At 44.4% G+C, this 14,625-nt stretch carries 13 protein-coding genes; 2 read left to right on the top strand and 11 right to left on the bottom strand.

The features are described from left to right. The first annotated feature begins 121 nt into the window (after window positions 1–121). The gene (locus tag AR1Y2_RS05020) at window positions 122–994 is read left to right on the top strand and encodes a LysR family transcriptional regulator (RefSeq protein ID WP_137327983.1); all 873 of its coding nucleotides are present in this window, start codon (window positions 122–124) and stop codon (window positions 992–994) included. 27 nt (window positions 995–1,021) lie between these two features. Here the strand turns inward: AR1Y2_RS05020 and AR1Y2_RS05015 are convergent, their stop codons facing one another. The 4 genes from AR1Y2_RS05015 to AR1Y2_RS05000 form a co-directional block, all read right to left on the bottom strand. After that, window positions 1,022–1,162 (bottom strand): FeoB-associated Cys-rich membrane protein, encoded by a 141-nt coding sequence (locus AR1Y2_RS05015; protein ID WP_137327982.1) that lies wholly within the window; start codon window positions 1,160–1,162, stop codon window positions 1,022–1,024. A 59-nt stretch (window positions 1,163–1,221) separates the two neighbouring features. Then, window positions 1,222–3,405 (bottom strand): ferrous iron transport protein B, encoded by a 2,184-nt coding sequence (gene feoB / locus AR1Y2_RS05010; protein ID WP_137327981.1) that lies wholly within the window; start codon window positions 3,403–3,405, stop codon window positions 1,222–1,224. A 93-nt stretch (window positions 3,406–3,498) separates the two neighbouring features. After that, entirely contained in the window at window positions 3,499–3,720 is a 222-nt protein-coding gene (locus AR1Y2_RS05005) for a FeoA family protein (RefSeq protein WP_137327980.1), read from the bottom strand. A 12-nt stretch (window positions 3,721–3,732) separates the two neighbouring features. Next, the gene (locus tag AR1Y2_RS05000; protein WP_137327979.1) at window positions 3,733–3,948 is read right to left on the bottom strand and encodes a FeoA family protein; all 216 of its coding nucleotides are present in this window, start codon (window positions 3,946–3,948) and stop codon (window positions 3,733–3,735) included. Between the two features lie 195 nt (window positions 3,949–4,143). Between AR1Y2_RS05000 and AR1Y2_RS04995 the strand changes: the two genes are divergently transcribed. Then, window positions 4,144–4,503: a metal-dependent transcriptional regulator gene (locus AR1Y2_RS04995; protein ID WP_137327978.1), complete on the top strand. Its 360-nt coding sequence runs from the start codon at window positions 4,144–4,146 to the stop codon at window positions 4,501–4,503. A 36-nt stretch (window positions 4,504–4,539) separates the two neighbouring features. Here the strand turns inward: AR1Y2_RS04995 and AR1Y2_RS04990 are convergent, their stop codons facing one another. From AR1Y2_RS04990 to ahpC, 7 genes are all read right to left on the bottom strand, one after another. Further along, complete coding sequence (locus tag AR1Y2_RS04990; protein WP_137327977.1) at window positions 4,540–6,210, bottom strand: sensor domain-containing diguanylate cyclase; 1,671 nt, start codon at window positions 6,208–6,210, stop codon at window positions 4,540–4,542. A gap of 83 nt (window positions 6,211–6,293) precedes the next feature. Next, complete coding sequence (locus tag AR1Y2_RS04985) at window positions 6,294–8,045, bottom strand: ABC transporter ATP-binding protein (protein WP_137327976.1); 1,752 nt, start codon at window positions 8,043–8,045, stop codon at window positions 6,294–6,296. Next, a complete protein-coding gene (locus AR1Y2_RS04980; protein ID WP_137330201.1) occupies window positions 8,042–9,838 on the bottom strand; it encodes an ABC transporter ATP-binding protein in 1,797 nt (598 codons plus the stop codon). The genes AR1Y2_RS04985 and AR1Y2_RS04980 overlap by 4 nt, the downstream gene beginning before the upstream one ends. A gap of 81 nt (window positions 9,839–9,919) precedes the next feature. Continuing rightward, window positions 9,920–10,051 carry a hypothetical protein gene (locus AR1Y2_RS18160; RefSeq protein WP_282432136.1) on the bottom strand — a complete coding sequence of 44 codons (132 nt, stop codon included), beginning with the start codon at window positions 10,049–10,051 and terminating at the stop codon, window positions 9,920–9,922. A gap of 238 nt (window positions 10,052–10,289) precedes the next feature. Further along, a complete protein-coding gene (locus tag AR1Y2_RS04975) occupies window positions 10,290–12,152 on the bottom strand; it encodes an AAA family ATPase (RefSeq protein WP_137327975.1) in 1,863 nt (620 codons plus the stop codon). Window positions 12,153–12,354: 202 nt separating this feature from the next. After that, a complete protein-coding gene (locus AR1Y2_RS04970; RefSeq protein ID WP_207670575.1) occupies window positions 12,355–14,013 on the bottom strand; it encodes an FAD-dependent oxidoreductase in 1,659 nt (552 codons plus the stop codon). Window positions 14,014–14,023: 10 nt separating this feature from the next. Then, window positions 14,024–14,587 (bottom strand): alkyl hydroperoxide reductase subunit C, encoded by a 564-nt coding sequence (gene ahpC / locus AR1Y2_RS04965; protein ID WP_137327974.1) that lies wholly within the window; start codon window positions 14,585–14,587, stop codon window positions 14,024–14,026. Between the last annotated feature and the right edge of the window lie 38 nt (window positions 14,588–14,625).

Below are 14,625 nucleotides of genomic sequence, written 5' to 3'. Positions count from 1 at the left end.
TATTATAGAAGCATCAATTCATTAAATCTATAACATGATCTGAATGAATTAATTCATAATCAGAATTGATTTCATTTATCATTCTTGATACTGCTTGATACAGTCAGGAAAGGAGTTTTCCATGAATCTTGAATATTTAAGGTACTTCTTAGTCCTTGTGAGGGAGCAACATTACGGCAGGGCCGCAGAGCAGCTGTCCATCTCCCAGCCTGGACTGAGCCACGCCATCTCTTCTCTGGAATCCGAACTGGGAGTTCCTCTTTTTGAAAAGAGAGGAAGAAACATAACGGTAAGCCGGTATGGAAAAATCTTTGAACAGGATGCAAAGAGAATTCTTGATACTGCACAGCAGAGCCTGCACAACTTCCACATGATCCAGAAAGGCGGAGGTCTGCTGAGACTTTCCAGCGCAGACTCTATGGCTGTCTCCATTGTCCCAAAATATATGTCTGAATTTAAACAGCAGCTGTCCGGGATGTCTGGTGATTTCCAGTTGACCACAGGACTGTCCCAGGAAATTATTGAAGATCTCAAAAAAGAAAACTGTGATATCGGATTCTGTGCCAAAGTAAAGCCAGAGTCTTCCCTGGAGTTTTACCCTATCCAGACCCAGCAGATGGTCGTCATAGTCCCTGACGGCCATCCTCTGGAAAATAAAGATAAGGTCACGCTCAAAGAAACCCTGCCGTATCCCCAGATCATCTTTGCAAAAGAATGCGGAATCCGTACGGATGTGTCAAAGCTTTTTGAATCCATTGGCTGTCAGCCTCACATTGCCTATGAGATCGCAGAAGACCGGGTCATGGTAGAATTAGCTGCCTACGGCTTCGGCATAGCCGTTATGCCAGAGCTTCCGTCCATACACAGACAAGGAATCAAGGCAATTCCATTGACGGAACCTTCCTGGGAAAATACCTTTTATATCGTTAGAAAGAAAAAGGATTATTACCCGCCTCTGGAACAAAAATTCTGGAATTTTGTCATATCAAAATAAAGGGCCTGAATTAGACTTACAGATTCCCTAGTGTCCGCAATGCCCTCCGCAGTTTTTACAGTCGTTTCCGCATTGAATTGACTTTCCTTTTTTCTTATCCCGCACCATGCTTCTGACAACCAGGCCTACGATGCCAAGAACAACCAAACCTACGATTAAAGTTCCCATGTTGAACCTCCTTTAAAGTCTGGGCCTGCACATTCGATGCAGGCCCATGTCTACCGGTTTTATTTTGCCCCGGTCACTCCATTTATGTCTACGTTTAACGTCTTGCTTTCTTTATACGGCCTCACTAAGAGATAGATAAATCCGATGACCAGTACAAAGGCTACCACTGTACCGATTCCAAAGGCTCCTGTGGTGATCAGTGTTCCGATCTGGTATACACAAAGTGAAACTACATATGCGAGAGCTGTCTGATATCCAATGGCAAACCAGAACCATTTTGCATTGTTCATCTCTCTCTTGATCGCTCCCATAGCCGCAAAACAAGGTGCGCACAGCAGGTTGAATACAAGGAAAGAATATGCTGCCGCAGTGGTCATACTTCCTGCGAGAGTTCCCCAGATTTCGGCACCGTCTTCTGCCACTTCCGCAAAGCCAAACAGGATACCAAAGGTACCTACTACATTTTCTTTTGCCACCAATCCTGTGATCGCAGCTACCGCTGACTTCCAGTTACCCCAGCCAAGCGGCGCAAAGATCCAGGAAACTCCGTTTCCGATAGCAGCGAGAATACTGTGGTCAAGTTCCATATCTGTGAGCATTCTGAACTGTCCGTCAATCCATCCAAAGTAGGTTGTAAACCATACAAAGATGGTGGAGAGAAGGATAATCGTTCCCGCTTTTTTAATGAAGGACCATCCACGCTCCCACATGCTTCTCAATACATTAGACACAGTCGGCATGTGGTATGCCGGAAGTTCCATTACGAACGGAGCAGGTTCTCCTGCAAACATTTTTGTTTTCTTTAAGATGATTCCAGAACAGATAATCGCTGCGATACCTACGAAGTAAGCACTCGGGGCCACCCACCATGCACCGTTAAACAGTGCACCTGCGATCAATGCAATGATTGGAAGTTTCGCACCACACGGAACAAATGTTGTTGTCATGATCGTCATCTTACGGTCACGGTCATTTTCAATGGTACGGGACGCCATGATACCCGGCACACCGCATCCGCTTCCGATCAGCATCGGGATAAAGGATTTTCCGGAAAGACCGAACTTACGGAAAATACGGTCCATGATAAACGCTACCCTGGCCATGTATCCGCAGGACTCAAGGAACGCAAGGAAAAGAAACAGTACTAACATCTGAGGAACAAATCCCAAGACTGCACCTACACCGGCAACAATACCGTCAAGAACCAATCCCTGAAGCCATCCGGCGCATCCGACAGCATTCAGTCCGGCTTCGATCACGGAAGGGATTCCTGGCACGCTGAGTCCGAAAAGTTTCCATCCGTCACCAAACACTCCGTCATTTGCCCAGTCTGTAGCCCATGTTCCGATGGTCGTAACAGAAACGTAGTATACAACAAACATGACAACCGCAAAGATCGGCAGTGCAAGAAACCGGTTTGTAACAAAACGGTCAATCTTGTCAGATGTGGTCATACTGTCTTTTCTGTTTCTTGTGAAGCATTTCTCGATAATAGAAGAAATGTATGTATAACGCTCATTGGTGATGATACTTTCTGTATCGTCATCCATGATATCTTCAATTTTCCTGATCTCGGCACTCACATCCGGAACCACCTTCATCTGTTCCTGGATCTTGTCGTCCTTTTCCAGCATCTTAATGGCAAAGAAACGTTTCTGCTCTGCCGGAATCTCGCTGCCCAGCTTCAGTTCCACCGCATCCAGCACTTCTTCCACTCTGGAGTCAAATGTATGTACCGGAGGAGCCGCCTTTTTGTTATTGGCAAGTGCTACCGCTTTTTCTGCCGCCTTTTTGATTCCGGTACCCTTTAGCGCAGAGATCTCTACAACTTCACATCCAAGCTTTTCACTGAGCTGCTTGATATGGATCTGGTCCCCACTTTTCTGGAGGACGTCTATCATATTGACCGCCATGATCACTGGGATTCCAAGTTCCATGAGCTGAGTTGATAAGTAAAGATTCCGCTCGATGTTGGTTCCGTCCACGATGTTTAAAATGGCATTCGGACGTTCCTCGATCAAATAATTTCTGGCAACCACTTCTTCTAAAGTGTACGGAGAAAGGGAATAGATACCCGGAAGGTCCATGATCGTGACATCCTTGTATCCTTTCAGCTTACCTTCCTTCTTTTCTACTGTAACACCAGGCCAGTTACCCACAAACTGGTTTGATCCCGTCAAAGCGTTAAACAGCGTTGTTTTTCCGCTGTTCGGATTACCAGCTAACGCAATTCTAATTGACATTTTGCATTTACCTCATTTCTTTTCATATATGCTTGTTTGCTTAAACTTATATATATTAGTTTTAACTAACCAATAAGTAAAATAGAGTAACTTTTACTCAACTACGATCATTCCCGCATCCGCTTTTCTCACAGATAATTCATATCCGCGCACTGTGATCTCTATAGGATCACCCAGCGGTGCAACCTTCCTCACAAAAACATCTACGCCTTTTGTAATTCCCATGTCCATGATACGGCGCTTAACTGGACCTTCTCCATTCAGCTTTTTCACTTTCACAGTATTTCCGCATGCAACTTCTTTTAACGTCTTCATCGTCTCTCCTTTTTAGTTCACCATAATCTTATTCGCCATGTCTTTTCCGATCGCCACTCTGGAATCTTTCACATTCACAATAACGTTTCCGCCAATGATAGATACGACAGTGACGATCCCGCCCACTACAAATCCGAGATTCTCCAGAAATCTTCTGGTTTCTTCCTTGCCGCCGACTTTACAGATGACATTTGCTTCCCCTTCACTCATCATAGTTAAAGGCATCATTTCTCCTTCTTTCTTTATTGGTATTGATTATCATTTCCGTTCCATTCACTAATTAGTATATTCTAACATCAGTTAGTAGTCAATATTTCCAATTGATACTTTTTATCATTAACTCTCAATTTGATGTTGTTTTGAAAATATGTTATACTTTTTCATGCTTAAATAAAATATAAAAATTAGAAATGAGGTAAATTCATGCATGCAAATGAATCTGCTGAAAATTATTTAGAAACTATATTAGTCCTGAGTCAATCACGTCCTGTAGTCCGTTCCGTGGATATCGCGACAGAGCTTGGATTCAAGAAGTCCAGTGTCAGCGTAGCGATGAAAAAGCTGCGCCAGAATGAACATATCACGGTTTCCCCAGAAGGATATATCTATCTTACGGAGTCCGGCAAAGAGATCGCGGAGATGATCTATGAGCGCCACAAACTTCTCTCATCCTGGCTCATAACACTTGGCGTGGATAAAGATATTGCGTCAGCAGATGCCTGCAGGATCGAACATGTTATCAGCAAAGAAAGCTTTGAAGCTATAAAAAAACACGTAAAATAAAGGAGGTGCCTTGCCGGCGCCTCCTTTTTATCTGACTTAACGCTTTGTCCTCTCTTTTGTTCCGTACATTTTGGCATCTGCTTCCCGGAACAGCTTATATACGAAAGCTGACTTGTCACTGCTTCCCAACGCATACCCTCCGGCCACATGAAGCCCTTCTGCATTCCCTTCACTTGATCTCTGGGTACTTTCTTCCAGATCGGCAAATGCCTTCAGGATCCGCTCTTCCGTTATCCCTTCCATAATGACAACAAACTCGTCTCCTCCGATGCGGTAACATTCTCCCAATTCTGAGAAAGCTTTTTTTATAAAACAGGCGGAATCTTTGATGAGGCGGTCCCCTGCCGTATGTCCGTAAGTATCATTGGTGTGCTTCAGATTGTTAATGTCAAACACCGCCACAGCAAACACTCCCAGTCCGCCCTTTAGCTGCAGGGCTTCCGCATCCCGGTCAAATGCCGCACGGTTGCCAAGTCCTGTCATAGTGTCCTTATACGCCAATATTCTGTAGGCCTCCGCCTCCGTACTAGTCTTGAGCAGTCCCACGCCCCTTTTCAGGCTGCCATAGCAGAGAAAAACATAAAACACGATCAGCCCGCAGCGGAAGAACAGTGAATTATCCCCGCTGTCCTGAGGACGGAATGCCAGCAAAGAGACCATGCCTCCCACAGCCAACGCGGTAATACCCGCCAGAACAAAAAAGGTGTCTCTGTTGCGGTAGCGAATCTGCTCCCTCAGACACAAAAAAATACTCAACACCGTAGCCGCCGCCATCAGGATATGAGTGACTGGCAGGATTTTGACCAGGTCAACGATGCCAGCCATATAGAACACCGCACAAAAAATCGCCTGGAGAATAAACAAAAGGCTCAAGAAGTCCAGCAGTTCCCTTCCATGGCGGCAGATCTGACGGAGAAAAAACAGAAATGGCACCGGCAGCAAAGTAAACAATAAAAACGATAGAATATACACCGGGGCAAACTGTTCTGTCAAAAACTGAGGGATCTTTGAATCTGTCAGGATCCATAGGGTAGAAATCAGAATAAAGATACCGAGAAACAAAAAATCCAGTTTGTTAAAGTCCAGCTTCTTCCAACGCAATAAAAAAAACACAAGAAGGAAAAACAGACCAAGCACCGTAGATAGCACCGAAAACAAAACGATATCCAGACAGTCATCCCTGATCATCTGCGTCACTGTGTTATGATTTCCCAGAATGACTTGGGGAAGCTTCCATTTTCCCGGGGTATACGGAGCGGTAATCTTAACAGCCAATGTTTTTCCATGCAGAACCTCCGGCAGATCTGTCACATTCCATACATTTCCCAGCATCCACCCTATCGGCCCTTTATTTTTTTTCCCGTAAGAGTATACCTTTTGTTTTCCAACAAATATTTCAACCATCTGGTGGTGATTTTCCATACAGAGCACAGCATCCTCCGGAACTGTTCCTGTCATATCCCGGTATATGGTCAGGCTTTTCCTGCCGTCGTCTTCTATGTATGCGGGAAGTCCTGGTATCTGTATTTTCTTCCCAGCTTCTATATAATACCAGCCTTTTGACAGGGTTTCGATCTCTCCCTCCTGATTGATTCTGATATTATCAGTCACAAAAGCCTTTTTACTGTAAAAGAAAGCTCCTATAACTATGACGAGAGACAAACAAAAAAGAAGGACAAGATAACGGCTCCTTATTTGTTCTTTCATTCTTACATCCCCCCGTCACACTTTTTGTTTATCTTAACATATGGAGGGCAAAAAGGCCAGCTTGCGCCGGCCCTGGTATCACTTTATACATTCAGTACAAATTTCTGGCTTTCTGACTGAAGTCTTGTCATGCGCCTGTAAATTCCCCCCTCTCTTTTTATCAGTTCTTTCGGCGTTCCCTGTTCCGCCACATCTCCTTCCTTTAAAACAATGATCTTATCAGCTCCCGCAACCGTTCTCATCCTGTGCGCTATTAAAAGCACAGTCTTCCCTTTTACCAGAGTAGAGATCGCTTTTTGGACTTTAGATTCATTCTCCACATCCAGAGATGCAGTAGCTTCATCCAGTAAAACTACAGGAGCGTCTTTCAGCAGTGCCCTGGCGATAGAAATACGCTGCCTTTCTCCGCCTGAGAGGGATGCCCCGTTTTCTCCGATGACTGTTTGGTATCCGTCCGGCAGCTTTTTAATAAAATCTTCGCACTGGGCAGCCCTGGCCGCTGCCATCACTTCTTCATCAGTGGCTTTTTTTCTTCCAATCCTGATGTTCTCCATCACTGTATTGTTAAACAGCACAACATCCTGGAATACAATTGAATAATTCTTTAATAGTTCTTCCGGATCGATCTTGCTGATATCCACTCCGCCCAGAGTGATCTTTCCCCTGGTTATATCATAAAATCTTGCCGCCAGCTTAGCCGCAGTGCTTTTTCCACCTCCGGAAGGGCCTACAAGAGCCGTCACTTCTCCCTGCTTTGCAGTGAAACTCACATCATTAAGCACTGCCTCTTCACCGCTGTAGGAGAACCCCACATTTTCAAAGCAGATGTCATAGCCTTCCGGTTCCATGTAGGTTTCTCCCTCCTGTACAGGCTCTTCCCGTACCTTCTTCATCCGTTCCACCACAAGGAGCGTACTGTATACGGCTGAGAGATTGGTAAGCGCACTGTTTAACGGATCATACACTCTTGTGGCGGCGATCAGAAACATCAGCAGCAGGAAGAAATCAATCTCTCCCTGTATCACCAGGCCGATACCGCACAGAACAGTGGTGGCGATCCCTATTTTCAGCACCATCTGTGATGCTGTCACAAACACCCCGTTGATCCATTCCATAGCGATGGTGGATTTCTCCACCTCTATGATCTTCTCATCCAATCCATTCAGATACTCTCTGCTCTGATTGTTAGCCCTCAAGTCCTGGATGTTTTCAATGCACTCCTGGATCCCATCGGAAACTGCCAGTCTTTTCTTTTTCTGCCTGCGTTCCCTGCGGTTGATGAAAGGCCTGGTGCCCAAAGTCAGCAGAAACGCAACAGGAACAGGCCAGAAGAGTGCAGCCGCCATCTTCCAGTTGACCGACAGCATACCCCCGGCTACTAAAATTGTAGAGATCACGGCTCCAAACAGTTCCGGTATAAAATGAGAAAATGCCTGTTCCATGAAAGCACTATCCGCCATGATTGTTGTTGTCAGATCCGAGAGATCACGCTTCCCGAAAAATGAAAGCGGAAGCTTCCTCAGCTGCTCTGCCAGTGAGATTCTCATATTGGCGCTTTCTGTGTAGGAAGCTAAAAAAGTCGCGTTGTACTGCAGGTACTCCAGAAAATAAATCAATACCAACATCAGCAGCCCCATGACTATATAAATTCCAAGTCCGTAGGATTTTATTTGAACACCAAAATACGGTGCAAACAGCTGGCTTAAAAATAGATATACAATTCCAACAGGAAACATAAGGCCGATATTAGTCAAAGTGCAGACTCCGACCGCTTTTGCCAGGTCTTTTCCACCCTGCTCTGTAAGAGCAAATTTCTTTTGCAGCCATTCTCTCATTTCACTGCCTCCTTTTCTACTTTCCATTCCGCAGCTGTCTGATATTCCTTCCACATTCCTGCGTAAATGCCGTCCTGTTCCATAAGGCTTTGATGGGTTCCCTGTTCCAGTGCCTGCCCTTCTTCCAATACAATGATCTGGTCTGCTTTCCTGATCGTGGAAAGCCTGTGGGCGATCATCAGCACGGTCTTGCCCTTTGTGATCTCCTGAAACGCTTTCTGGATCCGGTATTCATTATCCGGGTCCGCAAATGCAGTAGCCTCATCCAGCAGAATCACGGGAGCGTCTTTTAACGCGGCTCTTGCCAGCGCAATCCTCTGTGCCTCACCGCCGGACAGATAGACTCCCTTTGTCCCGACTACTGTCTCAAGTCCTTGCGGCATTTTGTCAATGATATCCTGACACTGGGCAAGCTTTATAGCTTCCTCTACCTCCTGTGCGGACGCGTCCGGCCTTGCCGCCTTGATATTATTTAACAAACTGTCTTTAAACAGATGGCTGTCCTGGAAAACAAATGCCACCTGGCGCATCAGCTCTTCTGTCTTCATGTTTCTGACGTCTACACCTCCGATCTGGATGCTTCCCTCATCCACATCATAAAATCTTGGAATCAGGCTCGCAGCGGTGGTCTTTCCCCCGCCTGATTTTCCCACCAGGGCTGTCACGCCCCCTTCCGGAATGACAAACGATAGGTCTTTTAAGGCTTCCTTATTTCCATCCTTATAAGAAAATGTCACATGTTCGAATATGATGCGGTAGCTGGCAGGAGACTCGGGCTTTTCCGGTTCCTCCAGGGGTTCTTCTCTTAATATTTCAAGAATTCTCCCAAGGGCATCCTTTGCCATCATGGTATTTTCACTGGTCCACATGATCTTGTTCATCATACTGACACCGATAGGCGTAAAAAACAGGTAAAACGTTAAATCCAGCAGGCAGTCTGTGTATGTCCTTCCCGCTGCCAGATTGCCGAGCAGCAGAAACCCTGCCGGGATCAGAAACAGAAAGACCGCATTGATGCTCACTGTATAGCTGCACATAGGAATCCTCATGGAAAGTGTGTAGTTCACTGCCCATTTTTTATACCTCATGATCGAATCATGAAAGCTCTTAAAGGAAAACACACTCTGCTGGAATGTCTTGACCACCGGGATCCCCCGCACATACTCCACAGCCTCGTTATTCATATCACCCAGAGCCGCCTGATACTGTGTCATACAGTCTTTCATTCCAGGCCCCATCATCTTTCCCAAAAACAGAACTCCGATGACCATGGGGATCAGGCTGATCAACCCAAACCGCCAGTCGAAAGTAAACAGCAGAACGAGGACAGCCACGGGAGTCACTAGAGCTCCTGAAAGATCCGGAAGCTGGTGGGCCAGAAATGTCTCTGTCTGTCCTGCTCCGTCATCGATCACCCTTCTGATCTTTCCGCTTCCTTTGGTCTTAAAGTATCCTATGGGAAGCCTGCCCAAGTGATGCAGGGCCGCTGTCTTCAAATTTCTGGCGGTCCTGAAAGCCGAGAGATGTGTACACATCAACGCCCCAAAGTAAATCAGCATACTGAGCAGTGAAAATGCCACAGCCATCCAGCCGTAGTGCACAAGCACGGTGCTGTCCGCCATTTTCGGCAGTGCATTTACCATATCACGTATGACCATCCATATATAAAGGAACGGTACCAGAGAAAACACCGCACTGATCCCGGACAGGATACATCCCATATAGGTGAGAAAGCGATGGTTCCCGGCAAAGGTCATCAGCCCCGGTTCCTTTTCCTCCGGCAGTGAAGTCATAATGTTCTTGAATTCTTTCATACTTATCATCCTCCTATTTAGTTAGTCCAGTCTAACTCATGGTTATATTTTTTGGGGCTTTTAAAGCCCCAGAACCGCACTCCATCCCGCATACTGAAAATCTTCGAGCACTTTCATATATTCCACTGCTTTTTCCAAGGGTATGTCGTGGGAAACCATCTCCGGAACATACCGTTTGGTAAATCGGCCCATTTCTTCTATTCTGCTCTTTTACAGGTTTTTTCATATAATCCTTATGAATTCTGTCATACCACCCGTAAAATCCTTCCGTGTTATATTTTAAACCCGCTTGATCCCTTCTGTCAATGAGATACGATGACAATATTTATCAATAATGGAGAAAAAGATAAGAGTCTCTTTTTCTCCATTATAAAAGCGCCTGTATCTTTACAAGCGCTTTCAAACTTCATCAAGCTGGTTCTCCTTCAAATTACTCGGTCTTAATCTTTATCTCTTTTCCAGAAAAAGCAATCCCCAGTTTAAGAATATTTTCAATACCATCTTCCCTCATTTCGAAATCATATCTCTTATTATCAATCTGAATTAAAGCTTCTTCCGCCAATGTTTCAAGTTCATCTGCTGCCAACCCCTTCTTCCACTTTAGTTCCATGATAATTCCTGGATACTTTTTCTCCCGTGGTATCAGGCTGATATCATATCTTCCATCTCCAGACTCTCTGTTAGATTTTATCTTATATTGATTATCCATCAAAGCAATTAACCCAAGAACTAATCCATGATAAAATCCTTCTGCTCCGGCATCGTAAAAGCTGATAGTTTTATCCATATACTCGGCGATTGCTGTTTGCAATTTCTTAAGATCATTTACATAAAGACTTTCTGCTATCTTGTTTGCAGTAGTCCTTGTGATTGCTCCAATCTGCAACAGATGAGACAGTATTTCACTTTTATAGACTGCCGCAATCTCTCGGTTTGGAATAGACACCTCACATAGGTAGGAACCATCGGCCTGCAGTTCTTTCTTTGGTATCTTCAAATAACCCGCTACTAATAACAGACTATAAATATTTGCAGGATCCTCAGAAAGAGATCTATAAACCACATTCTGATCAATTCTTGCAATGACTCTCTCTCCCTGCAAAAGAGCATATAGCCTTTCAGTAATATCATCTGTAGCTACCTTCAAAACATCCTCAAGGATTTCATTTTTTCCGGTATTCACCCAATATGCCTGGGGAATACACCCTTTTGAAATATAATTGATAACTGACCATGGATTATATATTTCCTCATTTCCAAAGAGATAACCATCATACCAATCTTTCAATTCCATTTCTTTGTCTAAAACTCTGTAGTAATCCAGCATCTCATGTACTTCTGAATCAGTAAACCCAAAGAAATTATCATATTCTTCATCCATTACAGAATTCACCGTTAAATTATTTAATCCACTGAAAATACTTTCCTGGGCAATTCGAAGGATTCCGGTAAGAAACCCATAAGAAAGATTCTTGTTATCCTTAAATGCTCCTGAGAAGAAATTTCTCATAAAGCCAATAATCTCATCATAAAAATTCTTCGAATATCCCTCCTGGATAGGAGTATCATATTCATCAATAATTATAATTGGAGCCTTGCCATAATGCTCAGTGAGCATCTTCGAAAGTTTTTGCAGTGATGAAGAGAGTTCTACTTCATTTGCCTGACCCCCTAGAATTTTTTTAAAGTAATCCAATTCATAGGTTTCCAGTTTATCACTTTCGCATAATTCCATATGTCTGCCAAACTCTTCTTGCAGTAATTCACTGATTTTTGCAAATGTCATATCCCAAGAATCAAACTTCACATCTTTAAATGTCAAAAACACGACTGGATATTTTCCTTGATGTGACCTGTATGCTTCGCCGCAATTCCAGATAGCTTTATCCTTAAAATATTTACTCGTATCGTCGTCCGAAATTTCAAAGAAAGCTCTAAGCATATCCATATTCAAGGTCTTTCCAAATCGTCTTGGTCTGGTAAATAGTGACACCAACGGTTTCTGATCCAAGAATTCTTTAATCAGCAAAGTCTTATCAACATAGTAGTATTCAGACTGCGCACGTACATAATCTGAAATGCCAATAGGAAGTGGTTTTTTTTCTTTGGCTACAGCTTGCTTAATGTATTTCCCAGATGAAACTCGACCATCAACAGGCTTTTTGGCATCATCAGGAATCTTCCATATTCTTCCATCCTTTATGGCGCCAGGTATCTTTCCCGATTTACAGAATGTTGTTACTGTACGTTCTGTAACGTTCCACACTTCTGCCATTTCTTTGCAAGTTTTCATCAATCTTCAACTCCAATCATAAATAAAGATTATTCTTTCCGTTAATTATAAGTCATATTCGGATAGATATCAATCATATTTAACTTTCTTCCGATATATGTTGAAGTGTTTTTCCTACCTTCTACCACGAAACAGGCTTCATGGGAATCCTAATGAAAAAAAGAGACTCTTATCATTTTTAGATAAAAATCTCTTTCTCATTTTATTTCTCTAAAAGACCGAGAATCTCTTCCACACTTTTCTTTCCGAAATACACGTCCTTTTCATCTACGATCATACACGGCACACTCATGATCTGGTATTTGTCTTTCAGCTCAGGATAATGGGCCATATCATAGATATCAGCCTCTATCCGGGGATTCTCCAGAGCAATTCTCTGCACAGCCATGACCAGTTCCGGACACATGGTACAGGATAAGGATACTACTGTCTGGATCTTAATGTTCCTGTCGATCTTTTTGATCCTGCCAAGCAGGTCCCGGTCAATTGCCTGTCCAGGACCGGCGGCATTATAGATCGCTATGATAAAGGAATTAAATTCATGCCCTCCGGGAACTCCGTGGAATGAGGTGCCAAGATAATTCCCGTCACCGTCACAGATCTGGATCGCCGGGTATTCCATACCTTCCGGATCGTCCTGTTCCAACTCACAGCGGATATGAGGGGACAGTCCCTCCATCTCTGAGGCAAAACCTTGCACTTCCCTGGAGATCGCACTGTCATCCGTATAGAACTTCAGGATCACATTCTTTTCCATCTTTTCAAAGACCGGTTTCAGCTGCCGCTTCATCTCTTCTGTCAGGAAACCGCTCTGATCCTTGGTCTCATCTGCAGGCACATCCACAGGTTTCTCCCTTTTTGGTGCCGGGATCTCTCGCTCCGGAAGCCTCAGCGCTTCATACATGCCGGAAAGATATTTTTCCAGTGAGGTTGCGGCCACTGCCCCGTCAGATACTGCTGTGACAACCTGTCTCAGATTTTTTACACAGATGTCACCAGCACCGTAAAAACCGTCTGCGCTTGTCTTCTGGTTGATGTCCGTCACCAGGTATCCGTCTTCGCTCAGCTCAAGGAAATCTTTAAAAAGTGCTGTGGCCGGTGCGTATCCCGCAAACACGAAAATACCAAAACTTTTTCCTTCCGGAGGTTCATACTTCCAGGTCTCGCCGGTTTCATTGTTTTTAAAGACTGCATATTGGAGTGTGCTCTCCCCTCCGGCCTCCACAATTTCTGTCTGGTAATGCACTTCAATCCCGGGATGGTTTCGTACCTGGTCCGCAATGGAGGCAGCACAGGTAAAATCCTCCTCCCTGACGATGACTGTAACTTTTCTGGCATACTTCGTAAGGAACATGGATTCCTCCGCAGCTGCGAAGCCTCCACCCAGAACAAACACGTCAAGGCCCGTAAAAAATTCACCGTCGCAGGTGGCACAGTAAGCCACTCCCCGTCCCTGAAATTTTGTCTCTCCCTCAAAACCGATCTTTCTAGGACTTGCACCAGTGGCCAGCACGATCCCCAGGGTCTCGAAGGTGCCTTTTTCTGTGACCACTTCTTTGATGTCCCCGTCCGGATGGATTTCGCTGACTTCTGCCATCATAAATTCCGCTCCGAAAAATTCCGCTTGTTTTCTCATGTTCTCTGTAAGTCTGGTGCCGTCGGTCTCAGGCACCCCCGGATAGTTAACCACCTCCGAAGTAATCGTGATCTGTCCGCCCATCTTTTCTTTTTCTATGACCAGCACACGGTATTTAGCCCTGGCGAGATAAATGGCGGCGGACAGCCCCGCTGGGCCTCCGCCTATAATGATGCCGTCATAGAGTTTGTTCATATCAAGTTCTTTCAACGTATCACCTTCCATTTATATTTAATTAGATCAATCCAACAAGATCAAGGCTTGGCTTTAATGTCTCCGCCCCAGGCTGCCATTTTGCAGGGCAAACTTCGTCACCGTGTTCTGCTACAAACTGGGATGCCTGTACTCTTCTGAATAATTCTTCCGCATTTCTTCCTACATTGCCGGCGATTACTTCATAGGCAACAATTTTTCCTTCCGGGTTGACGATGAAGCTTCCTCTCTCCGCAAGTCCATTTTCCTCAATCATAACATCAAAGTCCCTGGCTAATACACCAGTTGGATCTGCCAGCATCGGATACTGGATCTTCTTTATTGTCTTTGATGCATCATGCCATGCTTTGTGCACAAAATGTGTGTCACATGACACTGAATAAATCTCACAGCCTGCTTTTTTAAAATCTTCATATTTATTTGCTAAATCTTCTAATTCCGTAGGGCAGACAAAGGTAAAATCTGCCGGATAAAAAAAGAATACGGACCATTGTCCCATGATATCTTCTTTTGTGACCTCTTTGAATTCATTTCCCTGGTAAGACTGTACTTTAAAATCTGTAACTTCTTTCCCTATTAATGACATGCTGTTGTCCTCCTTTATTTTCAATTCCCTTATTGGTT

It is taken from the genome of Anaerostipes rhamnosivorans (assembly GCF_005280655.1).
GTDB classification, from domain to species: Bacteria; Bacillota; Clostridia; order Lachnospirales; family Lachnospiraceae; genus Anaerostipes; species Anaerostipes rhamnosivorans.
Note: the sequence above shows the minus strand (reverse complement) of the source record. Positions and strands in the feature narration are given on the sequence as shown.